Raw genomic sequence first — 24,829 nt, forward strand, 5'->3', positions numbered from 1 at the left:
CACCCTACAGGTCAAAATGAAAGTCCCCGCCCGGCGAAAAGCCGGGCAGGGAAGTTTACGGGAGAGACGGAAAGAGGCGGGTCAGGCCGCCGCGGCCATGACGCGGGGATGGGCAACGTGCTCCTTCAGCACCGAGCCGGAGGCATCGACCTCGGCAAGCGAGACGTCGTAGCTCCAAAGATCGGCCAGATGCTGCAATACGCGCTTGGCGTCGGTCTCGTTGAGCAGGGCGCCGTTCAGCACGGAATGCTTGAGCATCAGGCGGCGGTCGCCGGCGAGATCGACATCCATCACCTCGATATTGGCATCGATCAGGCCGACATCATATTGCCGCGACAGCGCGCGGCGGATGCTGCGATAGCCGCGCTCGTTGTGGATCGCGTCGACCAGGATGCCGGATGTTTCGTCGGGATCGTCATGCAGGTGGAACATGCGCATGTGGCGCATCAGGCGCGGCGACAGGAACTGGCTGATGAAGCTCTCGTCGCGATAATTGGCCCAGACATCGCGCAGCACGCCCATGACGTCACCCTTGCCGGCAATGTCGGGGAACCAGTCGCGGTCCTCGTCTTCCGGATTGGTCACGATGCGCTCGATGTCCTGCATCATCGCGAAGCCGAGGGCATAGGGGTTGAAGCCGGAGAAATACTGGCTGTCGAAATCGGGCTGGAACACCACATTGGTGTGCGAGCCCAGGAATTCGAGGAAGTTGCCGTCGGTGATCTGCCCGCGCTCATGCAGCGCCGTCATGATGCGATAATGCACGTAAGTCGCCGTGCCCTCGTTCATCACCTTGGTCTGGCCCTGCGGATAGAAATACTGGGCGATGTTGCGGACGATACGCAGCAATTCGCGCTGCCAGGTGTGCAGGCGCGGTGCGGCCTTTTCCAGGAAATAGAGCAGGTTCTCCTGCGGCAGGCCGAGCAGCGCGCGCCGGCGTTCGGCGCTGAGTTCCGTCCGGTTTTTCGAAGGGCCGGTCGGTACCGTGCGCCAGAGGTCGTTGAAGGTTGCCTGTTCATGCTCGCGACGCTCCCGCGCGCGCTTCTCCTCGGCGCGCAGGTCGAGCGATCTCTTGCCGGGATAGCGGTCGATGCCATGCGACATCAATGCATGGGCGGCATCCATCGTCTGCTCGACGGCGATGCGGCCATGCTTCTCCTCGCACTGCGCGACGTAAGACTTGGCGAAATCGAGATAATCGAGAATGCCGTCGGCATCGGTCCACTGCTTGAACAGGTAATTGTTCTTGAAGAAATGATTGTGCCCGAAGGCGGCATGCGCGATCACCAGCGTCTGCATAGTCGCCGTGTTCTCCTCCATCAGATAGGAGATGCAGGGCGAGGAATTGATCACGATCTCATAGGCGAGCCCCATCAGGCCCTTGCGATAGGACGCTTCCTGATGCGCGAACTGCTTTCCGAACGACCAGTGCTTGTAGTAGAGCGGCATGCCGACGGAGGAATAGGCGTCGAGCATCTGCTCGGCGGTGATGACCTCGATCTGGTTCGGATAGACATTGAGGCCGAGATCTTTTAGCGCGATCTCCTCGCAGGCGTCGTGGATGCGCTGGATCGTCGTAAAGTCCCAGTCGGCGCCTTCGAACAGTCGTCCGCGGGTCTCACTCATGGAGCCACCTCCTTGCCAGTGCGGCGCTGGAACAGATCGTGGAAGACCGGGAAAATCTCGCTGCGGTCGTTGACCTTGCGCATGGAGAGCGGCTCGCCCTCATTGCGCAGGCGCTGATACAGCGTCCACAACGAGGATTCCGACATCTCGAACGGATGGCCGCCGCTCTCGCCGACTTCGAGATAGGCGAAGAACTGCGACACCGGTAGGATCGCATCCTTCAGCAGCGCGCCCGTGCGGTCGCTGTCCGCATAGGAGTTGTCGCCGTCGGACGCCTGCGCGGCATAGATGTTCCAGTCGGCGGGGCGGAAGCGCGACTGCACGATCTCGTGCATGGTCTCGAGGGCGCTCGACACCAGCGTGCCGCCGGAGGCCGGGCCGTGGAAGAAGGTCTGCTCGTCGACTTCCTCGGCGCGGTCGGTGTGGCGGATGAAGACGATCTCCACCTTCTTGTAGCGCCGGGTGAGGAAGACATAGAGCAGCATGTAGAATCGCTTGGCGAGGTCCTTCATGTGCTCGGACATGGATCCGGACACATCCATCAGGCAGAACATGACGGCCTGCGCCACCGGCTTCGGCACGGTCTCGAAGCGCCGATAGCGGATATCGATGGGATCGATGAACGGGATGCGCTTGATCTTGGATTTCAGCCGCTCGATCTCGGCGACGAGCTGCATCCGACGTTCGTCATCATGGCATGCGTCGCGTTCGGCCTCGAGCGCTGCAATCGCTTCCGGCCGCGGCCGCTGCAGCGCGACGCGCCTTGCCATGGCCAGCCGCACGGTGCGGCTGACCGAGATATTCGCTGGCGAGCCCGATGTCGTATAGCCGGCCCGCCGCAGGCCTTCATTCTCGACCTCGGCCAGCTTGCGCTTGGAGAGATCGGGCAGTTCGAGATCGTCAAGGAAGATATCGACGAATTCGTCGCGGCTGAGGACGAAGCGGAATGCGTCCTCGCCGTCACCTTCGCCGGCCCCGTTTCCACCACCACCTTTCGATTGCGGCCGCTGCAGGATGTCGCCTTCGACGAATTTCTTGTTGCCAGGGAGGACGCGGTCGCGCACCCCGCCTTCGCGATGGAAACGTGGCTCGTTCATGCCGTCGAGCGGGATCGTGACTTCGCCGCCTTCCAGGACCTCCTTGATGTCGCGGTCCTGGGATGCCTTCTTGACTGCGCCCTGCACCAGAGTCTTGGCCCGCCGCAAGAACCGCTGCCGGTTCTCCAGGCTCTTGCCACTCGGATTGAGGCGCCGATCGACGATATGCATGGCCGCGTAGGTCCTTGTGATGCCTTCAGTCCATCACCCCGTCATGGCGAGGAGCGGAAACTGCTCGCCATGACGAAGCTACGTTGTTGTCAGCCCGCCTGTTTCACCCGCATGTACCATTCGACGAGACGGCGCACCTGACGTTCGGTGTAGCCGCGCTCGACCATGCGGGCGACGAAGTCGTCATGCTTCTTCTCGGTGTCACCGTCCTTCTTCGAACCGAACGAGATGACCGGCAGAAGATCCTCGACCTGCGAGAAGATGCGCTTCTCGATCACTTCGCGGATCTTCTCATAGGAGGTCCAGGTCGGGTTCTTGCCGGAATTATGCGCCCGCGAGCGCAGCGAGAACTTGACCACCTCGTTGCGGAAGTCCTTCGGGTTCGCGATCCCGGCCGGCTTCTCGATCTTGCTCAGTTCCTGATTGAGCAGATCGCGGTCCATCATCTGGCCGGTGTCGGGATCCTTGAAGTCCTGATCCTCGATCCACGCATCGGCATAGTCGACGTAACGGTCGAACAGGTTCTGGCCGTAATCGGCATAGGATTCCAGATAGGCCTTCTGGATCTCGTGGCCGATGAATTCGGCATAGCGTGGCACGAGTTCGGCCTTGATGAATTCGAGGTAGCGCTTCTCGACTTCATCGGGCAGTTGTTCGCGCCGGATCGCCTGTTCCAGCGTGTACATCAGGTGCACAGGGTCGGCGCCGACCTCCAGCGTGTCGTGGTTGAAGGTCGCCGCCAGGATCTTGAACGCAAAGCGCGTCGAGACACCGTCCATGCCTTCATCAACACCGGCCGCGTCCTTGTATTCCTGGACGCTGCGCGCCTTCGGATCGGACTCTTTCAGGCTTTCGCCGTCATAGACCCGCATCTTGGCGAAAGTGGTGGAGTTCTCGTGCTTGCGCAGGCGCGACATCACCGAGAAGCGGGCGAGGGTTTCCAGCGTCGCCGGAGCGCAGGGCGCCGAGGCAAGTTCGGAGCTCGATATCAGCTTCTCGTAGATCTTCTGTTCTTCGGCGACACGCAGGCAGTAGGGCACCTTGATGACGCAGATACGATCGATGAAGGCTTCGTTGTTCTTGTTGGTCTTGAAGCTCTGCCACTCCGACTCGTTGGAGTGAGCGAGGATCACGCCCGTGAACGGAATCGCACCGATGTTCTCGGTGCCGATATAGTTGCCTTCCTGCGTCGCTGTGAGCAGCGGATGCAGCATCTTGATCGGCGCCTTGAACATTTCGACGAATTCAAGCACGCCCTGATTGGCGCGGTTGAGGCCGCCGGAATAGGAGTAGGCGTCGGGATCGTTCTGCGCGTAGGTCTCCAGCTTGCGGATATCCACCTTGCCGACAAGCGAGGAGATGTCCTGATTGTTCTCGTCGCCGGGCTCGGTCTTGGCGATGCCGATCTGGCGCAGCCGCGACGGCTGGATGCGCGCAACACGGAATTGTGAAATGTCGCCGCCGAAGGCTTCGAGGCGCTTGTAGCACCACGGCGACATCAAGCCGGTGAGGCGTCGGCGCGGGATACCGTATTTCTCCTCGATCATCGGGCCGAGCTGATCGGGATCGAACAGCGACAGCGGACTCTCGAACACCGGCGAGAGTTCATCGCCGGCCTTCAGCACATAGATGGGATGTACCTCCATCAGCTGCTTCAGGCGTTCGGCGAGCGACGACTTGCCGCCGCCGACCGGGCCGAGCAGATAGAGGATCTGCTTGCGCTCTTCCAGACCCTGCGCGGCGTGGCGGAAGAAGGCGACGATGCGTTCGATCGTGTCTTCCATGCCGTGGAAGCCCGCGAAAGCCGGATATGACCTAATGGTACGGTTCAAAAAAATACGGCCAAGGCGGGAGTCCTTGGCCGTGTCGATCATTTCAGGTTCACCGATCGCAGCAAGAAGTCGTTCTGCAGCGTTCGCATACTTCATGGGGTCGCCGCGGCAGGACTCCAGATATTCGGACATCGACATGTCCGTCTGGCTCCGGGCTTCGAAGGTTCGAGCGAACGCATTGAACAGAGAATCGTTATACATTGATCCCTCTCTCCTTTGGTCGTCGGCCGTCCTATTGATCGCGATCCCTTTTCGTGGTAAAGGCGCCCATCTTAAATTCGATCGCGACTCAACATCAGCGCTTGGCCTTAAGGACACATCCTGGTCCTTCGCCGCGCAATGCGATCTGAGTGCAATGCGCGACTCATCTTAAGGCACTTGACTATAAGTTAGGCTAGATTCGCTGGCTCTCAAGGCCCGCGCAAGCATTTGTGCGCGCTGTGACTCCGACGACACAAAATCGTCGTACGTCGAAAATGCTTCTGATGACCGTCAAAGGCGAACAATATTCGCCGCGCAATAAAGCGTTAATGTAGATGAACGCGCTTAGTTCCGGTCGCCGGGCAACACGGGGATCGGTGCTACCTCGATGCCTTCATCGATCAGCGAGCGCGCTTCCTCGAGTGAAGCTTCGCCATAGATTGGCCGATGCTCCTTGTCGCCATAATGCATGGCGCGCGCTTCGGTCGGAAAGCTCTCGCCGACATTGTCGGCATTGCTGACGATGTGGTCGCGCAATTCCTTCAGCTTGGCGCGCAGTTCGACTTCCTGCGGCGCCATCATCAGCGGCGCAGTGTCCGCCTGCGCAGGCTGGGCAACGACGTCCTGTTGTTTCTGGTTACCCTTGCGGCCGATCTGCGGAGCCATGATGGCTTTCTCGACTTTCGCCGAGCCACATTGCGGGCAGGTCACCAACTTGCGCTTCACCTGACTGTCGTAGGCACCGGAGCTCTGGAACCAGCTTTCGAAGCCGTGTCCCTTGTCGCAGCGCAGATTGTAACGGATCATTTCGCGTCCCGGACCAGATGCAGATGGTCCGGCCCGGCCTTGGGATCGCGGATGCCGAAGCGACGGCCATGCTGCAGCGACGGCACCGTGCTGCGCGCCTCCTTCACCTTCGCGGTGTCGATCTCGGCAATGATGAATCCGGGATCGGTGCCCTTGGCTTCGGCGATCACCACGCCCCACGGATCGACGATCAGCGAATGGCCGTAGGTAGAGCGCTTGTTCTCGTGCGTGCCGCCCTGTGCCGCCGCAAAGACGTAACACCCATTCTCGATGGCGCGGGCGCGCAGCAGCGTGTGCCAATGCGCTTCGCCGGTCTTCTGCGTGAAGGCCGAGGGGACGGTGAGGAACGAGGCGCCGGCTTCGGCCAGTGCGCGATAGAGCGCGGGGAAGCGGACGTCGTAGCAGATGGTGATGCCGATGCGGCCCCAGGGCAGGTCGGAGATCACGGCGGTCTCGCCCGGCTGATAGTTGGCGGACTCGCGATAGGTCTCGCCGTTCGGCAGATCGATGTCGAACATGTGGATCTTGTCGTAGGTGGCGAGCACGTCGCCGCCCGGCGAGATCAGGAAGGCGCGGTTGGCCGCACGCTCCGGCGTCGCCTGCACGGCCATCGATCCGATATGCAGATGGATGCCGAGTTCGGCAGCGAGCGCGCGATAGGCCTTCAGCGACTCGTCGTCTTCCTCGCGGCGCAGATGCTCGAACAGCCCGGCGCGGCCGGTCTGCATCATGTTGGTGACTTCCGGCGTCTGCACGTAGTTGGCGCCGGCGCGGGCAGCCTCGCGGATCAGGTGGCGGCCCTGTTCGAGGCTGTCACGCGGATTGAGACCGGTGCGCATCTGCACCATGGCGGCGACGAAGGTGGTCGGGGTCTCGCTCATGAGGTGGCTCCTTCCCCGGCGATCATGCCGTCGAGCTTGCCCTCGCGGTCGAGGGCATAGAGGTCGTCGCAACCGCCGACATGCGCGCCGCCGATGAAGATCTGCGGGAAGGTGGCGCCGGGGCGGGTGCGGTCGAACATTTCCTGCCGCAGGTTCGGGTCGGTCGCCGTATCGAAATGGGTGAACTCCGCCTTCTTGCGCTGGAGCAGCGAGATGGCGGCACTGCAGTAGCCGCAGCCGGGGCGGGTATAGATTTCGATGGCGGCGGCCATGCCGGGCACTCCAGGGACGTCACAGAATTGTGTCACCGGATTATATGGGACCGCCGCGGGCCTCGACAACCCGCGCAAAGACCAGCAGATCGACCTGCGCAGCCTTGGCCCGCAGCAGCGCACGGGCACAGGCGTCGGATGTGGCCCCCGATGTCAGCACGTCATCGACGAGCACGATCCGGCGGCCCTGGATCTCGTGGCGGCGTTCGGGAGGCACCTTGAAGGCGCCCTGCACATTGGTGGCGCGCTGGGCGCGTGAGAGACCGATCTGGTGCTCCGTGGGGCGGACGCGGCGCAGGGCATCGCGTGCCACCGGAACGCCGCTGGCACGTCCGATTTCCTTTGCCAGCGCTCCTGACTGGTTGAAACGCCTGCTGAAGCCGCGCCGCCAGTGCAATGGCACCGGAACCACAACATCGGCTTCCGCCAGCAATTCGGCGCCGGCGCGCGCCATCCATTTGCCCATGGTCGGGGCGAGGTCGGTGCGGTCGTGATATTTCAGGTGATGCACCAGCGTCCGTGCCACCTCATGGTAGCGGACGGCCGCGCGGGCGCGGTGATAGGCGGGTGGTGCGGCGATGGCCTGCATGGACAGGATGTCCGGGCCGGGATCATAGACGAAGGGGATGCCGAGCCGGCTGCAGAAGGGCGGCGCGATGAAGGACAACTGGCTCCAGCAGGCCGCACAGACGCCATCACCGGCGACAGGTTCCCGGCAGGCGACGCATTGCAGCGGGAGCGCGATATCGAGGGCGAGGCGGGCGGATTGCGCGAGAGTGCGCCGGCAATAATGCAGCGCGCCGCGCAAGCGTGCGGGCAGGGACCACGGCAGGGGCGCTTCGGTGTCCATGGGGGGAGGCTAGTATGATGATGTTTTTTGCTCAAGCCATACTCCAACCCTCATCCTGAGGAGCCGCGTAGCGGCGTCTCGAAGGATGGCCGCGAACTCCGAGCCCGGCCAGCTCATGGTTCGAGACGCGCGCAAGGGCGCGCTCCTCACCATGAGGGGCGGGAGTGTGGGATTGCTCCTCACGTCGTCGGAGCGTACCAAGCGCGCATGAACCAGCCGCACACCGCACCGCTCCTGTTCGACCGTGCCCTTCTCCGCGCGCGACAGGCGCGTGCGAGCAAGCAAGGCGCGGACACCTTCCTGCTCGATCGCGTCATCGAGGATATGAGTGATCGCCTGCAGGCCGTGTTGCGGCAGTTCAGCAATGGCGTGGATGTCGCGACGCCCGGCTCGAGCCTGGCGGATACGCTCAAAAGCCGCGTTGCTTCGCTCGCCCATGTCGATGTGCCTGACGACGAGAGCAAAGGCCTCGGCCTCGCGCCGGCCTCGCTCGATCTGGCGGTCTCCGCGCTCGGGCTGCATCTGGTCAATGATCTGCCCGGCGTGATGGCGCAGCTGCGCCGCGCGCTGAAGCCGGACGGTTTTCTCATTGCCGCGCTGCTCGGCGGCGATACGCTCACCGAACTGCGCCAGTCCTTCGCCGCGGCTGAAGCTGAGCTCGAAGGCGGCATCTCGCCGCGTGTGGCGCCGATGGCCGATCTGCGCGATGTCGGCGCGTTGCTGCAGCGTGCGGGTTTTGCGCTGCCGGTGACCGATGTCGACAATGTCGTCGTGCGCTACAGCAGCGCCTTCGCGCTGATGCAGGATCTGCGGCGCATGGGGGCGACGAACATTCTCGTCGAGCGCCGCCGCACCCCGCTGCGCCGCGCCACCTTGCTGCGCATGGCTCAGATCTATGCCGAGCGCTTTGCTGATGCCGATGGCCGCATCCGCGCGACTTTCGACATCATCTGGCTGTCCGGCTGGGCGCCGCATGAAAGCCAGCAAAAGCCGCTCAAGCCGGGATCGGCGAAAGCGAGCCTGGCGGATGCGGTGCGGGGTGTGAAGCCGTAGCCGCAAACGCGATGTCATGGCCGGGCTTGACCCGGCCACCCATCTTTTACGTGCAGCGATGAAGATGGATGCCCGGGTCAAGCCCGGGCACGACACAGAGTGTTGCGGCCGCGCCCTTACAGCAATCCCGTCAAATGCGGGATCAGCGGAATGTCCGCCGCCGGCATGGGATAGTCGCGCAGCTTGTTCGGCCGCACCCATTTCAGGTTCTGGCCTTCCTTCGAGATCGCCAGCCCTTCCCAGCGCCGGCAGATATAGAGGGGCATCAGCAGATGGAAATCGTCATAGGCATGGCTGGCGAAGGTCAGCGGCGCCAGGCACGCTTCCTTCACCGTGATGCCGAGCTCCTCATGCAGCTCGCGGATCAGCGCCGCCTCCGGCCGCTCGCCCGGCTCCAGCTTGCCGCCGGGAAATTCCCAGAGGCCGGCCAGTGTCTTGCCTTCCGGCCGCTGTGCGATGAGCACGCGGCCGTCGGCATCGATCAGCGCACAGGCGACGACGAGGACGAGTTTCACGACCGGTAGTCGCCATTGATGGCGACATATTCCTTGGTGAGGTCGCAGGTCAGCACGCGGTCGCGGCCCTTGCCGAGACCGAGCGCGACCTTGATCTGCACCTTGTCGTTCTTCATCGCATTGGAGACTTCGGTCTCGTCATAGGACGGATCGCGCGCACCCGACTTGGCGACGCGGATGCCGTTGAACGAGATCGACAGCTTGTCGCGATTGGCGGGCTCGCCGGCCTTGCCGACGGCCATCACCACGCGGCCCCAATTGGCGTCCTCGCCAGCGATCGCCGTCTTCACCAGCGGCGAATTGGCGATCGACATGGCGATTTTGCGGGCCGATGCCTTGGTGGTCGCGCCCTCGACGACGACTTCAACGAGCTTGCGCGCGCCTTCGCCGTCACGGGCGACCTGCTCGGCGAGATCGTTGAGGATCACATGCAGCGCCTTCACGAAGGCCTTGAGGCGCACATCGCTCGCCTTGGTGATTTTTGGCGCGCCCTGCGCCGCCGCAGCACCGGTGGCGAACATCAGCAGCGTGTCGGAGGTCGAGGTATCGCCATCGATGGTCACGGCGTTGAACGAATCCGTGACGCCGGCCTTGAGCAGCGCCTGCAACGCCGGCGCCGAGATCGGCGCGTCGGTGAAGATGAAGGACAACATGGTCGCCATGTCCGGCGCGATCATGCCGGCGCCCTTGGCCATGCCGTTGATCGTGACAGTGGCCTTGCCGAGCTTCACCTTGGCGGTGGCGACCTTCGGAAAAGTATCCGTGGTCATGATCGCCTTGGCGGCCTCGAGCCAGCCATCGGGCGTGACGGTTTCAGCGAGCTTGTCGAGCACGCCGTTGAACTTGGTGGCATCGAGCGGCTCGCCGATCACACCCGTCGAGGCGAGGAAGATCTCGTTCGGCTTGCAGCCGACCGCCTTCGCCGCGATGTCGCCGGTGAGTTTTGTCGAGGCCTTGCCGGTCTTGCCGGTGAAGGCGTTGGCGTTGCCGGAATTCACCACCAGCGCCTGCGCCTTGCCGCCCTTCAGCACCGCGCGGCACCATTCCACCGGGGCCGACGGGCACTTCGATGTGGTGAACACGCCGGCTGCCGTCGTGCCCTTGTCCATCACCGCGAGCAGCACGTCGGTGCGGCCCTTGTAGCGGATGCCGGCGGCAGCCGTGCCGAGGCGAACGCCCGCGATTTCAGGCATTGCCGGGACATTGGTGGGAGCAAGGGGCGAAACGGGAGACGGTTTGGCCATGAGCGCTTTCAGCTTTCAGGAAGAAGATGACGCGCTCTGTATCATCTCTCGTGCAGCGGTGGGAGAGGCGTTTGCCGCTCCTTCGCCGATGTCACGGCAGCGTCACAGTTCGCTCAGCCCGGGCCGAACTTGAAGCGACCGTCGTTCTCCAGGTAAGGGCCGCTTCGCATATAGAGCTGCCCGTTCTCGCCGATGAAGAACAGCGTGTTCTTCGGCACTTTCTTCGCGCCCTTCAGCAGGAATTTGGCGTTGTTGGTGCCCATCTTGTAAGCGAAGGTCTTGCCCGACGCGTCATAGCCATAGCCCATGTCCGGCGTCAGCACCCAGGGCACAGCGCCCGGCGTCGGCGCTTGCGCATGGGCCGGTCGAACATGGGCCGGCAGAACGAATGCGGCGCCTGCCAGTATGGCGACGCCAAGCAGTGTGAAGGCGCGAACGGTCATCCCCCGATCTCCATATGTCATGCTGGTAAGGACACGTGCCGATGGCGGCACGAGGTCTCTTGAACAAATCACGAACGCATGCGTGCCGTCAACAAGCCGCGTGATCTCGATCAGTTTGTCATTTCGCACGCCGCGCGACACGACTATCTTTCACCGCCGGGCAAGCCGGTGCAATGACGCGGCGATGGGGATGGTTCGAATGCGTGGTTTCTGCAAGTGGATTCTGGTCGCGGGTCTTGCGGCCTTGGCGCCTGGCATGGCGCAGGCCGACGATTTCAATCTCAGCCACAACCAGCGCATCTCCTGCAGCCGTGGCCTCAGCCCCGGCAAGCTGTCGACGGCGACCTGCCGATCCTATGCCTATCTGTTCAATGCCAAGACGTCGGAATACTTCAGGTGCACCGTGTCGCTGTCGATGACGCGCGACACCAGGGAAGTCATCAACGTGCAGAGTGATGGCGGCTGCAGCAAGAAGGCGCGCATCTTCGATACCGATGGCAACTATTCGTTCGACGTCGCGGAGACCGAGCCGCCGAACACCAATTCCTTCTTCGGCAGCGGCGGCGTCGTGCTGTGGGCGAGCGACAACACCCAGCAGAAGGTGCGCGCCTGCGTCACTATCCCGTCAGGGATCGGTTCGGATGTCTCGCGCTGTGTCGATATGAAGTTCGAATAGCAGCGTTGAAAAGAAAAGGGCGGCTGCAAGCCGCCCTTCGCATTCACGATGACCGTTCATCTTACTCCGGCTTGATGCCGGCGAACTGGGCGACCTTGCCCCACTTCTCGGATTCCGATTGGACATAGGCATCCATGTCCGCCGGCGAACCACCGACCGGGTCGGCGCCGAGCTTGATCAGGCGCGCCTTGCCTTCCTCGGACTTGATGTACTTGTCGACCGAGGCATTGAGCTTGCCGGTGATCTCCTTCGACGTCTTGGCAGGAGAGGTGATGGTGAACCACGAGGCGGCGTCATAGCCGGGGACGCCGGCTTCGGCGATGGTCGGAATGTCCTTCATGGGCTCCCAGCGCTTGGCGGTCGAGACCGCGAGCGGACGAATCTGGTTGCTCTCGGCGAAGGGCTGCGCGGCGGGCAGATTGTCGATCATCAGATGCACGCGGCCGCCGATCAGGTCGGTGAGCGCCGGCGCGCTGCCGCGGAACGGCACATGGGTCAGCTTCACGCCGGTCATCGACTTGAATAGTTCGGTGGACAGATGTGCCGTCGAGCCGAGACCCGGCGTGCCGTAGAAGAACTGGTCGGGCTTGCCCTTGGCCAGCTCGATGAACTCTTGCACCGACTTGGCCGGCAGCGAGTTGGTGACGGAGAACAGGTTCGGCACCTTGGCGATGATGATGACGGACGAGAAGTCCTTCACCTGGTCATACGGCATGTTCTTGAACACGAACTTGTTGATCGCGTGCGTGCCGGGCGTGCCGACCAGGAAGGTGTAGCCGTCGCCATCGGCCTTGGCGACGAAGTCGGCCGCGATATTGCCGCCGGCGCCGGTCTTGTTCTCGACGATGAACTGCTGGCCGTATTCCTCGGACATCTTCTGCGCGACGAGGCGGGCGAGAATGTCGGTGGTGCCGCCGGCGGCGAAGGGCACGACGAACTTCACAGGCTTGGTGGGCCAGTCAGCCGCACTGGCGCCGCGGCCGATCAGCGGGAGGGTGCCGAGGGCGGCAGCGCCGCCAAGGATCACGGAACGGCGGGACGGAAAGATCGACGACGACATTTCAGATGGGTCCTTTGCGATCGAGTCCCTGCGGGACGAATTGCGCGCAAGCTACGCCGCCGCACCGCAGGTTGCTACAGTAATGGCGTACCATCCTTAAGCATTCGGTACTAAGCGGGGATGACATGCGCCGTTTGGCCGCGTCTCCGGCATCAGCATGATGAACAGAATGAGTCCAACTGCAGCGACGCCAGCAAGCGTCAGGAAAGCAGCGCTATATCCTGCGACGACGACGATGACACCCGCGACGAAAGTACTAAGCGCACCGCCCAATCCTGCAGCAGTTGCAATGGCACCCTGGCTCACATTGAAGTGGCCCGTGCCTTGTGTGAGATCGGCAACGACCAGCGGAAACAGTGCGCCATAGATGCCGGCGCCGATGCCGTCGAGCAATTGCACGCCGACCAGCCAGTGCGGATTGTCGCTGAGCGGATATAGCGCACCGCGCAGGATCAGCACCGCGAGGGCACAAGCGAAGATGGGTTTGCGTCCCCAGTTGTCCGCCTGGCGGCCAACGATAAGGGCGACCGGAATCATCACGACCTGTGCCGCGACAATGCAGGCCGCCATCAGCGTTGTGCCGAGCGCATTGTTGACCAGTGCGAGCTTCTGCCCGACCAGCGGCAGCATCGCGGCATTGGAAAAGTGAAACAGCACGGTTGCGGCGGCGAAGACCAATAGCGGCTTGCTGGTCAGCAGCACGCGAAAACCTGATGGTTGGTCGTCGCTGTGGCCTTTGGCTTGTTCGAGTTCGTGCAGGCCGCGTGCGACATCGTGGTCGATGGCTCCGGCGGGAATGGCAAGCATCGCGACAATGCTGGCCAGTGCCATCGCGGCCATCAGCCAGAACACGACGACAGGCCCGAACGCAAAGGCCAGTCCGCCAGCCAGTGCGGCGGCGACTGCATTGCCGGCATGGTTGAACGCTTCATTGCGGCCGATGCGCCTGGCGAACGCACGAGGCCCAACGATACCCAGCGTGATGGCGGCGAGCGCTGGCGCGAAGATGGCGGCGGCGATTCCTGTCAGCGCCTGCGTGGTCGCGACGAACAGGAAGCCGGGATAGAGCGGCAGCACGACGGAGCCCACCGTGACAATGATCGCTGCGACGATCACGGCGGCGCGTTTGGCCGTGGTCCTGTCGATCAGCGCGCCTGCCGGCGTCTGTGCCAGAATGCCGGCGATCGCGGCAATGGACATCACGGCGCCGATCGAGGCCTCATCCCATTTCCGCACGGTGAGCAGATAGATCGCGAGATAGGGCCCCAGCCCGTCGCGCACATCGGCAAGGAAGAAGTTCAGCGCATCGAGCGGATGTCGGGTCGTCTCGTTGGCGGCTGGCACCGGATGGCCCTCACGGCACGTCAGGGTGCCCGGCAGGCAACATGGCGGCGGGGATTCCGGTTCCGCGGTAAAATTTACACTCAGCTGTAGGGTGGATCAGGCGAAGCCGTAATCCGCCGGCCGATCCATGGCTGAGACTCAGCGGCGGATTACGCTGCGCTCATCCGCCCTACGGCCGTTGTCAAAAACAAAAGCCGCGATGCTTTCGCATCGCGGCTTGCAGTCAGGTCGTGCGGGCCGGTCTTACTTGCCGATGCCCTTTTCCTTGAAATATTTCAGTGCGCCGGGATGGAACGGGACCGGCGAACGCTCCTGCACCTGGTTGTCGAGATTGAAGCTCTCGGCTTCCTTGTGCACGGCGACGATGTCGGCCTTCTTCTCCACCAGCGTCTTGACGATGTTGTAGGCGTCGTCGTCGCTCATCTTGTCGTTGGTGACGATGATGTTCCAGACCTCGGTATTGGCATTGTCCTTGTCCATGCCGGGATAGATGCTCTTGCTGATATTCGAGGCTGAATACAGCTTGCCGTATTTGGCGTTCATCTTGTCGGCGAGATCCGCATGGTCGATCATCTTGATCTTCATGCCAGGTGTCGCGGCAAGGTCGGTCACGGCTGCCGTCGGCACGCCGCCGACCCAGAAGAAAGCGTCGATCTTGCGATCCTTGAGGGCGTTGACGCTTTCGGCGACGCCGAGGCGCTCACGCTTCAGGTCCTTGTCCTTGTCGAGGCCGCCGGCTTCGATGACGCGGAAGGCCATCACTTCGGTGGCGCTGCCGGGCGAACCCGTGGAGACGCGCTTGCCCTTGAGGTCCGAGAACTTCTCGATGCCGGTGCCTTCCACCGTCACCACATGCATGCGGTTCGGATAGACGACCAGCAGCGTGCGCAGCGGGACCTTGCCGCTCTTGAACTTGTCTTCGCCCTTGAAGGCGTCGAGCGCCGCGTCGGCCATGGTGAAGCCCATCTCGCTCTGGCCCGAGGCGATCAGCTTGAGGTTATCGACGGAGCCGCCGGTGACTTCCGCCGTCGCCTGTGTGTTCGGCAAAGCCTTCGACAGCACATTGGCGATGGCGCCGCCGAGCGGATAATAGACGCCGCCGGTGCCGCCGGTGCCGATGGCCATGGTCTTCTGCTGCGCGATGGCCGCGCCGGCCAGACCGGCAGTGGCGATAACAGCCACGGCGATGGTCGTCTTCCTGAAATGCTTGAACATGGACTTCCTCTCCCTCCAGTGATGGTGATGGCGCGGTGGTTATTTCACCGCGCCGACTTCCTTGAGATATTTGAGCGTGCCGGGGTGATACGGCGCCGGCGATTGCGCCGGGGTCTGCGTGGCGAGATTGATGTTCTCGGCTTCTTTGTGCACGGCGACGAGATCGGCCTTGTTCTCGAAGATCGCCTTGGTGATCGCATAGGCTGTCTCGTCCGACATCTTGTCGGTGGTCATGATCTGGTTCCAGGCGGCAAAGCCCTTGCTGTCGGTGGTCTGGCCCGGATAGCTGCCGGCCTTGATCACGCTGGGGGCGAAGATCTGGCCGTATTTCTTGACGATCGGCTCCAGCAGGTGATCGATCTCGATCAGCTTGATATGCACGCCCGGAGTTGCCGCAAGATCGACCACCGCCGCGGTCGGCACGCCACCGCCCCAGAAGAAGGCGTCGATCTTGCGATCCTTCAGTGCTGCCGCGGACTCCGCCACCGAGAGCCGTTCGCGCTTGACGTCCTTGTCCTTGTCGAGACCGGCGGCCTCCAGCAGGCGAAAGGTCTGCGCTTCCGAGGCCGAGCCCGGCGCGCCGCCGGAGATGCGCTTGCCCTTGAGGTCGGCGAATTTCTCGATGCCCGTGCCGGCGATGGTCACCACATGTACGGGGCTGGAATAGACGGCGACGATGGTGCGCAGCGGCACCGGCTTCTTGAATTTCTGCTCGCCCTTGATGGCGTCGGAGGCGACGTCGCCGGTCATGAAGCCGAGATCGGCCTGGCCGGTTTCCAGCAGCTTGATGTTATCGACGCTGCCGCCGGTCACTTCGCCGGTAGCCTGGGTATGCGGCAGTTTCTGCGACAGCATGTTCGCAAGGCCGCCGCCGAGCGGATAGAAGATGCCTCCGGTGCCGCCGGTCGCGATCGCAATGGTCTTTTCCTGCGCCGTCGCCGGATGTGTCACACATGCGATGCCGAGCAGAGCGAGGCTGAAAGCCGTCCATTTCATCGTTGCACTCCCTGAAGTTGGCGGCGCCGCTTATGTGCGGCGTCCGCTGGTCTTGTTCTTGTTGAAGTCTCCTACGCCGCCACCGGCTGGGCACGGGTGCGTGCCTGCCAGAGTAGTACCCCGAGGCCGATGATCAGGCCCGGCAGGAATGTGTAGCTGATGTCGCGACCGATGATGGTTTCGATGATCGCCTCGATCAGGCTCGGGAACACCAGCAGCAATCCCGATAGCAGAAGCAGCCCGCGCTCGATCGGCGTATTTTGTCGCAGACCCCAGTTCTGCGCGCAGGCGGCGAGGGCGAGCAGGCCGCAGGTGGTCTTGAAGGTGATTTCGAGGATGTCCACCCACGAGCCGCCCTTCGGGATCGACAGCAGGAGACCGACGCCTTGCGGATCGCAGACGAACACGAACGGCACCAGGAAGGCCGGCAATGTGTATTTCCAGGATTGCAGTGTGGTGCGGTACGGGTCGCCGCCGGTAATCGCGGCCGCTGCGAAAGGCGACAGCGCCGTGGGCGGCGAGACTTCCGAGAGCACGGCATAATAGAAGATGAACATATGCGCGGCGTAGTCGGGCACGCCCAGCTTGATCAGCGCCGGCGCCGCGATCACGGCGCAGATGATGTAGGACGCGGTCACCGGCACCGCGAGGCCGATGATCCAGACGATCAGCGCCGTATAGAGCGCGGTCAGCAGCAGGCTGCCGCCGGCATAGGCGATGACGATGGACGAGAATTTCAGGCCGAGGCCGGTGAGGGTGACGACGCCGACCACGATGCCGGCGCAGGCGCAGGTCGTGGCGGCATTGAGTGCGCCGATCGAGCCTTCCGACAGCGCCTTCACCAGCTTCTTCGGCATCAAGGCGGTGTCCTTGCGCAGGAAGCTGAGCGCGAACGTCACCAGGATCGCATAGAACACCGACAGCGCCGGCGAGAAGCCGATCACCATGAAGACCACGACGGCGAGCAGCGAGATGAAGTGGAAGCCGTAGCGCTTGGTCATCGCGCCGAGGCCGAGCTCGGGCGTGATATTGACGTTCTTGGCGCCGAAGCGTTTGGCGTCGATCTCGACCATGATCAGCAGCGACAGGTAGTAGAGAATGGTCGGGATGGTGGCCATCCAGATCACGTCGAGATAGCTGATCTTGAGGAATTCCGCGATCAGGAACGCCGCAGCGCCCAGCACCGGCGGCGACAGGATGGCGCCGAGACCGCCAGCGGCGAGCAGGCCGCCGGCTGCGTTCTTCTCGAAGCCGGCTTTCTTCAGCATCGGCGCAGCCACGGTGCCGATCATGACCGTGGTGGCGACACCGGAACCCGAGGGGCCGCCGAGCAGGAACGACGACAGCACCACGGTTCGGCCGGCCGCATTGGGCTTGTTGCCCATCAGCGCCAGCGAAAAGTCGATGAAGAACTTTCCGGCGCCGGATTGCGCAAGGAAGGCGCCATAGATCGTGAACAGGATGATCAGCGTTGCCGAGACGTCGACCGCGACACCGAAAATGCCTTCCAGCGTGATGAAGAGATGGCCGACCAGACGCGGCAGGTCATAGCCGCGATGGGTCCAGGGCGCCGGCAGATGCGGGCCGAGCATGGCATAGGCGATGAAGAAGATGGAGACGACTGGCATGATCCAGCCGGTGGTGCGGCGCGTGGCTTCCAGCAGCAGCACGATGAAGACGATGCCGACGATCACGTCGATGCGGTCGGGCACGGTCGCGCGATCTGTAAAATCCTCGCCGCCCCACAACGCATAGATCACGGTGCCGATGGCGATGATGCCCGGGACGATGTCCCACCAGCGAACGCGGTCGCGGAACCGCCTTGCGGCAGGGAAGAGCAGAAAGGCCAGGATCAGCGTGAAGGCGACATGGATGTAGCGCAGCTCCTGCGTCGGCACGATCGCATAGGCCGCATAGAGGTGGAACAGGCTCATCGAGACCGCGATGGCGGTGGAGATGATACCGGCCCAGCCAAGCAGACGGTTGGCCGCGCCCTCTTCGGCTTCGATCAGCTCCTCGACCTTCTGCATCGTCGCATCGGAGACGATCTCCGCCTCGACGATCTTGTTGCCTTCGGGCGCGTGCGCTTTGTCGTCAGCCATGTTTCTTCCCCCGGGATTTTCCCGTGAGCCGGATTTACCGGCCTTATTAGTTTTAATGCGGCGCATTCATGCCGTTTTGACCGGCTGGCGCAAGGGCTTACCGCTGAAACTTTCGTCGCGCGTGCGATGCGTCCATGCGCCGATTGACCCGCCGCAACGGGCAGTTCACCCTCGATGCGACATGAACAGAATTCGAATGACAGGACAGCGTTGCTGCGTTGCATTGCTTGCGAGCATGTTCACCCTGTGGGTGGCGCCAGTGCGTGCCGAATCCATTTCGGTGCTCACCGGCGGCAGTTCGGGCGTCTACTATCCGCTCGGTGTCAGCATCGCGATGGTCTATGCCGATATCCCCGGCGCGAAAGTGCGGGTGGAGACAACCGATGGTTCGGTGGCCAATCTGATGCGGCTGCAGCAGGGCACCGGCCAAGTCGCCTTCGCGCTCGGTGATGCCCTGATGCTGGCCTGGCGCGGCGACGCCGAGGCGGGCTTCGGCACCAGGCAGGATCGCCTGCGCGTGATCGGCGCGCTGTATCCGAATTACATCCAGATCGTTGCGACGAAGAAGAGCGGGATCCGTTCCCTTGCGGGCCTCAAGGGCAGGAGCCTCGCCGTGGGCGCTGCGAAATCCGGCACAGAGCTCAATGCGCGCGAGATCTTTGCGGCCGCTGGCATGAGCTTCAAATCGCTGGGCAGGGTGGAGACGATCCAGTTTGCCGAATCCACCCAGCGCATGTTGAAGGACGAACTCGATGCTTCGCTGCAATCGGCCGGGCTCGGCGTGACATCGATCAAGGAATTGACCGATAACAGCGATACGGTGCTGGTGCCGATCCCGGCACCGGTCGTGAAGAAGCTGGGCGCGCCGTTCAGGGCGGCGACGATCCCGGCGGACACCTATCGCGGCCAGACGAAACCGGTCGCGACCGCATCGGTGATGAACTATCTGGTGACGAGCGCGGCCGTGAGTGACGAGCTGGTCTATCAGATGACCAAGCGCCTGTTCGACGCCGTCGATGACCTCGCCGTCGCGCATCGCGCCGGCCACGAGATCAAGCTCGCGGCGGCGGTGAGCCGCAGTCCGGTGCCGCTGCATCCCGGCGCACTGCGCTATTATCGTGAGAAGGGCCTGATCAAGTAATGCATCTGCCGATTTCTATCCTTGCTGCCGTTATCCTGTTCGGCGCCTGCAACGCCCATGCGGCGGTCGATACCGATCCGGACACGCCGGCGGTCCCGAAGGTCGATACCGCGCCATGCTTCGCGGCGGTGGCGGCCGTCGATGACGACAGGATCATTGCCGTCTGCGGCGACCTGATCAGCAACGAGAAGGTGGTGACGGCCGATCGCCTGAAGGCTGCGAGTGCGCGCGGCGCTGCCTATGCCCGCAAGGATCAGATCGATCTCGCCATCGCCGATTACGATACGGCGCTGAAAATCGATCTGACGCGGCCGGATATTCTCAATGCCCGCGGCGAGCTGTTGCGCAAGAAGGGTGATCGCCCACGTGCCATCCGCGATTTTGGCGCGGCCATGAAGATTGATCCGCAGAACGAAGCGGTGCGCGCCAATTACAAGGCACTCGCGCAGGAGATCGAGCGCATGGGCGCGAAGATGTCGGTGCAGCCCCAACCAAAGGCCCCCTTGAAATAGCCGCGCGGCCCGCGACAATCAGGCCATAAATAATCCGGACGCAATGACCGGAGCGGGAGAGACGCCATGACCACCAGCCGCTATCACGAGGTTCACGCGCAGTCGCTGAACGATCCGGAAAGTTTCTGGGGCGAGGCCGCCAAGGCGATCGACTGGATCGAGCCCGCGAAAAAGGTGTTCGATCCATCGCAGGGCCTCTATGGCCGCTGGTTCGCAGGCGGTGTGCTCAACACCTGCTATAATGCGCTGGATCGTCATGTCGCGCGCGGCCGCGCCGATCAGGTCGCGCTGATCCACGACTCGCCGCTGACGAACGAGATCCGCAAATTCACTTATGCGGAGCTGCTGCATGAGACCCAGGTGCTCGGCGCCATCCTGCAGGCACACGGCGTCGGCAAGGGCGACCGCGTCATTCTCTACATGCCGATGGTGCCGGAAGCCGTCGTCGCCATGCTCGCCTGCGCGCGCATCGGCGCGGTGCATTCGGTCGTATTCGGCGGCTTCGCAGCCAAGGAGCTGGCGACGCGTATCGACGATGCCCGACCCAAACTCATCCTCTCCGCCAGCTGCGGCCTCGAGCCCGGCCGCATCGTGCAATACAAGCCGCTGCTCGATGAAGCGATCACGCTCGCCAGCGCCAAGCCCGGTGGCTGCATCATCCTGCAACGCCCGCAGCAACGCTGCGATCTCGTCGCCGGCCGCGATCACGACTGGGCGGAGCTGCGCAGCGCAGCGATCGCCGCGAAGAAGTCGGCGGATTGCGTGCCGGTGCAGGCGACCGATCCGCTCTATATCCTCTACACGTCAGGCACCACGGGCAAACCGAAAGGCGTCGTGCGCGACAATGGCGGCCATGCGGTTGCGCTCGCGTGGTCGATGCAGAATCTCTACGGCGTGAAACCCGGCGAAGTCTGGTGGTGCGGCTCCGATATCGGTTGGGTGGTCGGCCACAGCTACATCATCTATGCGCCGCTGTTCCATGGCGCGACCTCGATCATGTATGAAGGCAAGCCGGTGGGCACGCCCGATGCCGGTGCGTTCTGGCGCGTCATCGCCGAGCACAAGGCCGTCGCCCTCTTCACCGCGCCCACCGCCTTCCGCGCCATCCGCAAGGACGACCCGGATGGCAGTTTCATCCGCAAATATGATCTCTCGCATTTCCGCACACTGTTCCTCGCCGGCGAACGCGCCGATCCGCCGACAGTGGACTGGGCCGAAAAGCAGCTGAAGGTGCCTGTGATCGATCACTGGTGGCAGACCGAGACCGGCTGGTGCATTGCCGGCAATCCGGTCGGTCTGGGCCAACTGCCTGTGAAGCACGGTTCGCCGACGGTGCCGATGCCCGGCTACAAGGTCGAGGTGGTGGACGAGGCGGCGAAGCCGGTGCCGGCGGGCACCATGGGCTCGATCGTCATCAAGCTGCCGATGCCGCCGGCCTGCCTGCCGACGCTGTGGGAGCAGGATGAGCGCTGCAGGGAAGCCTATTTCAACGAATTCCCCGGCTACTACAAAACCTCCGATGCCGGCTATCTCGACGAGGACGGCTATGTCTATGTGATGGGCCGCACCGACGACATCATCAATGTCGCCGGCCATCGCCTCTCGACGGGAGGCATGGAGGAGATTCTGGCCTCGCATCCGGATGTCGCCGAATGCGCCGTGCTGGGCATCAGGGACACCATCAAGGGCGAGGTGCCCTGCGGCTTCCTGGTGCTGAAAGCCGGCGTCACGCGCGCCAATGCCGAGATCGAGAAGGAGGTCGTGGCCATGGTCCGCGACAAGCTCGGTCCCGTCGCCGCCTTCAAGCTCGCCATTGCGGTGACGCGCCTGCCGAAGACCCGCTCCGGAAAGATCCTGCGCGGCACCATCAAGAAGATCGCCGATGGCGAGACCTGGACCATGCCGGCGACCATCGAGGATCCGAAATCGCTGGAGGAGATCGGTGCGGCGTTGAAGGGGCGCGTATGAATGTAGGGTGGGCAAAGGCGCCCTCGCGCCGTGCCCACCTTCAAAGTGCACGGCTGGTGAAGGTGGGCACGCTTCCGCCGTCGCGCTTCGCGCTATGGCGGACAAGTCGCTTTGCCCACCCTACAGCTCCGAGCATCGCCCCACCTTACAATCCCCGCATTTCGCGCTAAACACGGCGCCACACTGCCGACAGGATTCCCGCATGCGCCTTGCCCCGACCTCCCTCATCGCCCTGACGCTCGCCGCCACGCTGCTGGGCGCCTGCGCGCGCCGTTCCGATGTGCCGGTCTCGAGCATGGGCGATGATGACGACGCCGTCTGCCGTGCCAACGGCGTGGTGGTTGGCTCGCCGCAATATTCGGCCTGCCGCAAGGACCGCGACGTCCAGCGCAGCAACGCCATTGCCCGCGCCGATCGCAAGCAGCGCGATCTCGGCGAATACATGCTCAACAATCCGGGCCGGCCCTGATCCACTCCGCCCTCATCCTGAGGAGCCACGCACGGCGTGGCGTCTCGAAGGATGGCGATAAAACTCCGAGCCAAACCATCTCATGGTTCGAGACGGCGCCGATGACGCGCTTCCTCACCATGAGGGATAGAGTAAGGCCGCCCGCTCCCTTGATCTCGCTCAATTCCGTGTGTCCTTCCCGACACGCATGCGCGGCCTTGCGTCGAGTCGCCTGCATGCTTTGAGCGACATCAAAGTCGCCGTACAGCATCCGTCGTCTTTCCCGTTTCACCGAGCGCGAATCCATCGCCTCGCTGAAATGAGGATTGGGGCGCATCCCATGAAGACGATCTGGACGACGATGTCGCTGCTGCTGGCTGCGACGGCCATCACCGGCGTTTCCACCACCAGCCATGCAGCGGATCTCGCAGCGGTGAAGCCGGTCTACAAGGCGCCGGCGGTGGAAGCCTGGAATCCCTGGATGATCCGCCTGCGCGTGCTCGGCGTGATCCCGGAGAATGGCGGTCACGTCAATCAGGTCGCGGGCTCCAGCCTGAAGACCTCCGATGCCGTCGTCCCCGAACTCGACATCACATACTTCTTCACCAAAAACCTCGCCGCCGAAATCATCCTCGGCGTCACCAGGCACAGCGTGTCCGGTGCCGATGCGCTGGCCGGCGTCGATGTGGGCAAGGCCTGGCTGCTGCCGCCCACGCTCACCTTCCAGTATCACTTCACCGACCTCGGCGCCTTCAAGCCCTATATCGGCGCCGGCGTGAACTACACCTGGTTCTTCAGCCAGTCGGCGGCCGGCGGCGCGGTGATCGAGAGCCGTCTGAAGGATGCGGCCGCGCCCGTCCTGCAGTTCGGTTTCGACTACATGATCGACAGGCACTGGGGCTGGAACGTCGACGTCAAGAAGCTGTGGCTGCGCCCGAACTGGGAGGGCACCCTCGCCGACGGCACGCCGATCACCGGCCAGGTCAAGCTCGATCCGTGGCTGGTCAGCACCGGCATCACCTACAAGTTCTGAGTATTCGTTCTCTGTGCATGACTGAGGGGCTGACAGGTGTCGGCCCCTCTTTTTTGTGGCCAGCGCTGTTGCTTTCCGGGGCCGCATCCTGTTGGGTCCGTCCCATACCATCGCACCATCAGGAAGACATCATGGATATCAAGGTCAGGGATTCGAACGGCGCGCTGCTCGCCGAGGGCGACACCGTCACGCTCATCAAGGACCTGAAGCTGAAAGGCTCGTCCACGGTGCTGAAGCGCGGCACGGTGATCAAGAACATCCACCTGACCGACAATCAAGACGAGATCGAAGGCCGCACCGACAAGGTGAAGGGCCTGGTGCTGCGCACGGAATTTCTGAAGAAGGCGTGAGAGGGAATTTGTAGGGTGGGCAAAGCGCAGCGTGCCCACCTTCAAGTGCACGGCTGGTGAGGGTGGGCACGCTACGCTTTGCCCACCCTACAGACTAAGCCTCAACATAGTCCGCGATGCTCGTCGGCTCCGGCACGGGGAGCCCGTCGTCTCTTAGCCCATCGATATGAAAGCGGATCGCGTCACGAATCTCGCTCTCGACCGCTTGCAACGTCTCACCGGTCGCGACGCAGCCGGGCAGGTCCGGCACATAGGCGGAATAGTTGTGTTCGGCCTTTTCGATCACCACTGCGTAGCGCATCAGCGTTTCTCCTTCAGGCCCGCCTGTTTCAAGATACTTGCAAATGTGCCCGGCGCAATGTCGTCTGATGGTTTGCCAGCGATGGTGACGCGTCCGGGTTTGACCGCATGCTTGAACTGCCGGTGGCTGCCGCGCGTGACGACAAGAAACCATCCATTGCTTTCAATGAGCTGAATGGCGTCCTTGACTTTCATCGGTGTCGCCCCGCTCCCCCGATCCTGCGACTTACAGCGTCACAGTCCCGTAACACGGGGCTTTGCCCCAGATCTGCAGCCGATATCCCTTGCGCAGTCCGAGTGTGAAATAGGGATCGTTCTCACACAACGCGATCGCGTGCTCGCGGCTGTCGACCTCCATCACCCACATGCCGCCACAATACCACTCGCCGGGATCGTTGCGAAAACCGCCGCCGATCAGGATCTGTGCGGCATGTTGTTTGAGATAGGCGAAGTGCGCCTCGGCGTGATCGCGGCGCACCCAGCCGAAGTCGGCTTCGGCATTGTCCTCGAAAATTGCCACCCAGCGCGCCATTTGACCTGATCTCCATTTTGCCGTCGCCCTACCAGGGTAGTGTATCGTCCCGTTGCAGCGAAATGCAATTGAACCAAGCCAACAAAAAACGCGGCGATGGCTCGCCGCGTTTTCGATCGTCACAAAGCACTCGGCGCTTTCGCGCTTACTCCTCGTCTTC

26 protein-coding genes are annotated in these 24,829 nt (G+C 63.0%); 8 read left to right on the plus strand and 18 right to left on the minus strand.

From position 1 onward, the window contains the following. Window positions 1-81: 81 nt before the first annotated feature. From ACIQ17_RS15340 to ACIQ17_RS15370, 7 genes are all read right to left on the minus strand, one after another. Window positions 82-1,626 carry a SpoVR family protein gene (locus ACIQ17_RS15340; protein WP_398469913.1) on the minus strand — a complete coding sequence of 515 codons (1,545 nt, stop codon included), beginning with the start codon at window positions 1,624-1,626 and terminating at the stop codon, window positions 82-84. Then, entirely contained in the window at window positions 1,623-2,894 is a 1,272-nt protein-coding gene (locus tag ACIQ17_RS15345; RefSeq protein WP_398469914.1) for a YeaH/YhbH family protein, read from the minus strand. The genes ACIQ17_RS15340 and ACIQ17_RS15345 overlap by 4 nt, the downstream gene beginning before the upstream one ends. 89 nt (window positions 2,895-2,983) lie before the next feature. Further along, complete coding sequence (locus ACIQ17_RS15350) at window positions 2,984-4,927, minus strand: PrkA family serine protein kinase (RefSeq protein ID WP_211910451.1); 1,944 nt, start codon at window positions 4,925-4,927, stop codon at window positions 2,984-2,986. Between the two features lie 345 nt (window positions 4,928-5,272). Further along, window positions 5,273-5,734 carry a DUF1178 family protein gene (locus tag ACIQ17_RS15355; protein WP_398469915.1) on the minus strand — a complete coding sequence of 154 codons (462 nt, stop codon included), beginning with the start codon at window positions 5,732-5,734 and terminating at the stop codon, window positions 5,273-5,275. Continuing rightward, window positions 5,731-6,615 (minus strand): carbon-nitrogen hydrolase family protein, encoded by an 885-nt coding sequence (locus ACIQ17_RS15360; RefSeq protein WP_398469916.1) that lies wholly within the window; start codon window positions 6,613-6,615, stop codon window positions 5,731-5,733. Before ACIQ17_RS15360 ends, ACIQ17_RS15355 begins: the two co-directional genes overlap by 4 nt. After that, entirely contained in the window at window positions 6,612-6,887 is a 276-nt protein-coding gene (gene grxC, locus ACIQ17_RS15365) for a glutaredoxin 3 (protein ID WP_398469917.1), read from the minus strand. The genes ACIQ17_RS15360 and grxC overlap by 4 nt, the downstream gene beginning before the upstream one ends. Window positions 6,888-6,927: 40 nt before the next feature. Continuing rightward, a complete protein-coding gene (locus tag ACIQ17_RS15370; protein WP_398469918.1) occupies window positions 6,928-7,737 on the minus strand; it encodes a ComF family protein in 810 nt (269 codons plus the stop codon). A gap of 207 nt (window positions 7,738-7,944) precedes the next feature. On the opposite strand from ACIQ17_RS15370, the gene ACIQ17_RS15375 reads away from it, so the two are divergent. Continuing rightward, window positions 7,945-8,790, plus strand: a complete 846-nt coding sequence (locus ACIQ17_RS15375; RefSeq protein ID WP_398469919.1) for a methyltransferase domain-containing protein — start codon at window positions 7,945-7,947, stop codon at window positions 8,788-8,790. A 116-nt stretch (window positions 8,791-8,906) separates the two neighbouring features. Here ACIQ17_RS15375 and ACIQ17_RS15380 read toward each other — a convergent pair whose 3' ends face one another. From ACIQ17_RS15380 to ACIQ17_RS15390, 3 genes are all read right to left on the minus strand, one after another. Further along, on the minus strand, window positions 8,907-9,305 hold the full coding sequence (locus ACIQ17_RS15380) for a (deoxy)nucleoside triphosphate pyrophosphohydrolase (protein ID WP_398469920.1): 399 nt from the start codon (window positions 9,303-9,305) through the stop codon (window positions 8,907-8,909). After that, entirely contained in the window at window positions 9,302-10,549 is a 1,248-nt protein-coding gene (argJ, locus tag ACIQ17_RS15385) for a bifunctional glutamate N-acetyltransferase/amino-acid acetyltransferase ArgJ (protein ID WP_398469921.1), read from the minus strand. The genes ACIQ17_RS15380 and argJ overlap by 4 nt, the downstream gene beginning before the upstream one ends. A gap of 113 nt (window positions 10,550-10,662) precedes the next feature. Further along, window positions 10,663-10,992, minus strand: coding sequence for a hypothetical protein (locus tag ACIQ17_RS15390; RefSeq protein WP_398469922.1), 330 nt, complete (start codon window positions 10,990-10,992; stop codon window positions 10,663-10,665). A gap of 199 nt (window positions 10,993-11,191) precedes the next feature. Between ACIQ17_RS15390 and ACIQ17_RS15395 the strand changes: the two genes are divergently transcribed. Beyond that, complete coding sequence (locus ACIQ17_RS15395) at window positions 11,192-11,668, plus strand: hypothetical protein (protein ID WP_398469923.1); 477 nt, start codon at window positions 11,192-11,194, stop codon at window positions 11,666-11,668. A 61-nt stretch (window positions 11,669-11,729) separates the two neighbouring features. Here the strand turns inward: ACIQ17_RS15395 and ACIQ17_RS15400 are convergent, their stop codons facing one another. The 5 genes from ACIQ17_RS15400 to ACIQ17_RS15420 all read right to left on the minus strand — a co-directional run bounded on the left by ACIQ17_RS15400 (window position 11,730) and on the right by ACIQ17_RS15420 (window position 18,385). Further along, window positions 11,730-12,728, minus strand: a complete 999-nt coding sequence (locus ACIQ17_RS15400; protein WP_398469924.1) for a Bug family tripartite tricarboxylate transporter substrate binding protein — start codon at window positions 12,726-12,728, stop codon at window positions 11,730-11,732. Between the two features lie 96 nt (window positions 12,729-12,824). Beyond that, window positions 12,825-14,072, minus strand: a complete 1,248-nt coding sequence (locus ACIQ17_RS15405) for an MFS transporter (RefSeq protein ID WP_398469925.1) — start codon at window positions 14,070-14,072, stop codon at window positions 12,825-12,827. Window positions 14,073-14,315: 243 nt separating this feature from the next. Next, window positions 14,316-15,287 carry a TAXI family TRAP transporter solute-binding subunit gene (locus ACIQ17_RS15410; RefSeq protein ID WP_398469926.1) on the minus strand — a complete coding sequence of 324 codons (972 nt, stop codon included), beginning with the start codon at window positions 15,285-15,287 and terminating at the stop codon, window positions 14,316-14,318. Between the two features lie 39 nt (window positions 15,288-15,326). Beyond that, the gene (locus tag ACIQ17_RS15415; RefSeq protein ID WP_398469927.1) at window positions 15,327-16,283 is read right to left on the minus strand and encodes a TAXI family TRAP transporter solute-binding subunit; all 957 of its coding nucleotides are present in this window, start codon (window positions 16,281-16,283) and stop codon (window positions 15,327-15,329) included. 71 nt (window positions 16,284-16,354) lie between these two features. Then, entirely contained in the window at window positions 16,355-18,385 is a 2,031-nt protein-coding gene (locus tag ACIQ17_RS15420; RefSeq protein ID WP_398469928.1) for a TRAP transporter permease, read from the minus strand. Between the two features lie 196 nt (window positions 18,386-18,581). Between ACIQ17_RS15420 and ACIQ17_RS15425 the strand changes: the two genes are divergently transcribed. The 6 genes from ACIQ17_RS15425 (at window position 18,582) to ACIQ17_RS15450 (ending at window position 23,837) form a co-directional block, all read left to right on the plus strand. After that, window positions 18,582-19,526 (plus strand): TAXI family TRAP transporter solute-binding subunit, encoded by a 945-nt coding sequence (locus tag ACIQ17_RS15425; protein ID WP_398469929.1) that lies wholly within the window; start codon window positions 18,582-18,584, stop codon window positions 19,524-19,526. Further along, window positions 19,526-20,038, plus strand: a complete 513-nt coding sequence (locus tag ACIQ17_RS15430) for a tetratricopeptide repeat protein (protein WP_398469930.1) — start codon at window positions 19,526-19,528, stop codon at window positions 20,036-20,038. The genes ACIQ17_RS15425 and ACIQ17_RS15430 overlap by 1 nt, the downstream gene beginning before the upstream one ends. 66 nt (window positions 20,039-20,104) lie before the next feature. After that, window positions 20,105-22,006 carry a propionyl-CoA synthetase gene (locus ACIQ17_RS15435; RefSeq protein ID WP_398469931.1) on the plus strand — a complete coding sequence of 634 codons (1,902 nt, stop codon included), beginning with the start codon at window positions 20,105-20,107 and terminating at the stop codon, window positions 22,004-22,006. Window positions 22,007-22,208: 202 nt separating this feature from the next. Next, a complete protein-coding gene (locus tag ACIQ17_RS15440; protein WP_398469932.1) occupies window positions 22,209-22,475 on the plus strand; it encodes a hypothetical protein in 267 nt (88 codons plus the stop codon). A 340-nt stretch (window positions 22,476-22,815) separates the two neighbouring features. Next, window positions 22,816-23,487: an OmpW family protein gene (locus ACIQ17_RS15445; protein ID WP_398469937.1), complete on the plus strand. Its 672-nt coding sequence runs from the start codon at window positions 22,816-22,818 to the stop codon at window positions 23,485-23,487. A gap of 131 nt (window positions 23,488-23,618) precedes the next feature. After that, window positions 23,619-23,837 (plus strand): alkylphosphonate utilization protein, encoded by a 219-nt coding sequence (locus ACIQ17_RS15450; protein WP_398469933.1) that lies wholly within the window; start codon window positions 23,619-23,621, stop codon window positions 23,835-23,837. Between the two features lie 94 nt (window positions 23,838-23,931). On the opposite strand, the gene ACIQ17_RS15455 is transcribed toward ACIQ17_RS15450, so the two are convergent. From ACIQ17_RS15455 to ACIQ17_RS15465, 3 genes are all read right to left on the minus strand, one after another. Beyond that, window positions 23,932-24,138, minus strand: coding sequence for a type II toxin-antitoxin system HicB family antitoxin (locus ACIQ17_RS15455; RefSeq protein WP_398469934.1), 207 nt, complete (start codon window positions 24,136-24,138; stop codon window positions 23,932-23,934). Beyond that, complete coding sequence (locus ACIQ17_RS15460; RefSeq protein ID WP_398469935.1) at window positions 24,138-24,332, minus strand: type II toxin-antitoxin system HicA family toxin; 195 nt, start codon at window positions 24,330-24,332, stop codon at window positions 24,138-24,140. Before ACIQ17_RS15460 ends, ACIQ17_RS15455 begins: the two co-directional genes overlap by 1 nt. Before the next feature lie 31 nt (window positions 24,333-24,363). Further along, window positions 24,364-24,829: YciI family protein (locus ACIQ17_RS15465; protein ID WP_398469936.1), on the minus strand; the 466-nt coding region annotated here is incomplete at its 5' end.

The sequence above is a fragment of the Tardiphaga sp. genome, assembly GCF_044340795.1.
Taxonomy (GTDB): Bacteria; Pseudomonadota; Alphaproteobacteria; order Rhizobiales; family Xanthobacteraceae; genus Tardiphaga.

Excerpts from the sequence above, each read along its gene's own strand:
- ACIQ17_RS15370 (WP_398469918.1), bottom strand. The coding sequence starts at position 7,737 with ATGGACACCGAAGCGCCCCTGCCGTGGTCCCTGCCCGCACGCTTGCGC.
- ACIQ17_RS15355 (WP_398469915.1), bottom strand. The coding sequence starts at position 5,734 with ATGATCCGTTACAATCTGCGCTGCGACAAGGGACACGGCTTCGAAAGC.
- ACIQ17_RS15350 (WP_211910451.1), bottom strand. The coding sequence starts at position 4,927 with ATGTATAACGATTCTCTGTTCAATGCGTTCGCTCGAACCTTCGAAGCC.
- ACIQ17_RS15340 (WP_398469913.1), bottom strand. The coding sequence starts at position 1,626 with ATGAGTGAGACCCGCGGACGACTGTTCGAAGGCGCCGACTGGGACTTT.
- ACIQ17_RS15375 (WP_398469919.1), top strand. The coding sequence starts at position 7,945 with ATGAACCAGCCGCACACCGCACCGCTCCTGTTCGACCGTGCCCTTCTC.
- ACIQ17_RS15400 (WP_398469924.1), bottom strand. The coding sequence starts at position 12,728 with ATGTCGTCGTCGATCTTTCCGTCCCGCCGTTCCGTGATCCTTGGCGGC.
- argJ (WP_398469921.1), bottom strand. The coding sequence starts at position 10,549 with ATGGCCAAACCGTCTCCCGTTTCGCCCCTTGCTCCCACCAATGTCCCG.
- ACIQ17_RS15445 (WP_398469937.1), top strand. The coding sequence starts at position 22,816 with ATGTCGCTGCTGCTGGCTGCGACGGCCATCACCGGCGTTTCCACCACC.
- ACIQ17_RS15425 (WP_398469929.1), top strand. The coding sequence starts at position 18,582 with ATGACAGGACAGCGTTGCTGCGTTGCATTGCTTGCGAGCATGTTCACC.
- ACIQ17_RS15455 (WP_398469934.1), bottom strand. The coding sequence starts at position 24,138 with ATGCGCTACGCAGTGGTGATCGAAAAGGCCGAACACAACTATTCCGCC.
- ACIQ17_RS15435 (WP_398469931.1), top strand. The coding sequence starts at position 20,105 with ATGACCACCAGCCGCTATCACGAGGTTCACGCGCAGTCGCTGAACGAT.
- ACIQ17_RS15450 (WP_398469933.1), top strand. The coding sequence starts at position 23,619 with ATGGATATCAAGGTCAGGGATTCGAACGGCGCGCTGCTCGCCGAGGGC.
- ACIQ17_RS15390 (WP_398469922.1), bottom strand. The coding sequence starts at position 10,992 with ATGACCGTTCGCGCCTTCACACTGCTTGGCGTCGCCATACTGGCAGGC.
- ACIQ17_RS15395 (WP_398469923.1), top strand. The coding sequence starts at position 11,192 with ATGCGTGGTTTCTGCAAGTGGATTCTGGTCGCGGGTCTTGCGGCCTTG.
- ACIQ17_RS15415 (WP_398469927.1), bottom strand. The coding sequence starts at position 16,283 with ATGAAATGGACGGCTTTCAGCCTCGCTCTGCTCGGCATCGCATGTGTG.
- ACIQ17_RS15430 (WP_398469930.1), top strand. The coding sequence starts at position 19,526 with ATGCATCTGCCGATTTCTATCCTTGCTGCCGTTATCCTGTTCGGCGCC.
- ACIQ17_RS15410 (WP_398469926.1), bottom strand. The coding sequence starts at position 15,287 with ATGTTCAAGCATTTCAGGAAGACGACCATCGCCGTGGCTGTTATCGCC.
- ACIQ17_RS15420 (WP_398469928.1), bottom strand. The coding sequence starts at position 18,385 with ATGGCTGACGACAAAGCGCACGCGCCCGAAGGCAACAAGATCGTCGAG.
- grxC (WP_398469917.1), bottom strand. The coding sequence starts at position 6,887 with ATGGCCGCCGCCATCGAAATCTATACCCGCCCCGGCTGCGGCTACTGC.
- ACIQ17_RS15345 (WP_398469914.1), bottom strand. The coding sequence starts at position 2,894 with ATGCATATCGTCGATCGGCGCCTCAATCCGAGTGGCAAGAGCCTGGAG.
- ACIQ17_RS15460 (WP_398469935.1), bottom strand. The coding sequence starts at position 24,332 with ATGAAAGTCAAGGACGCCATTCAGCTCATTGAAAGCAATGGATGGTTT.
- ACIQ17_RS15360 (WP_398469916.1), bottom strand. The coding sequence starts at position 6,615 with ATGAGCGAGACCCCGACCACCTTCGTCGCCGCCATGGTGCAGATGCGC.
- ACIQ17_RS15440 (WP_398469932.1), top strand. The coding sequence starts at position 22,209 with ATGCGCCTTGCCCCGACCTCCCTCATCGCCCTGACGCTCGCCGCCACG.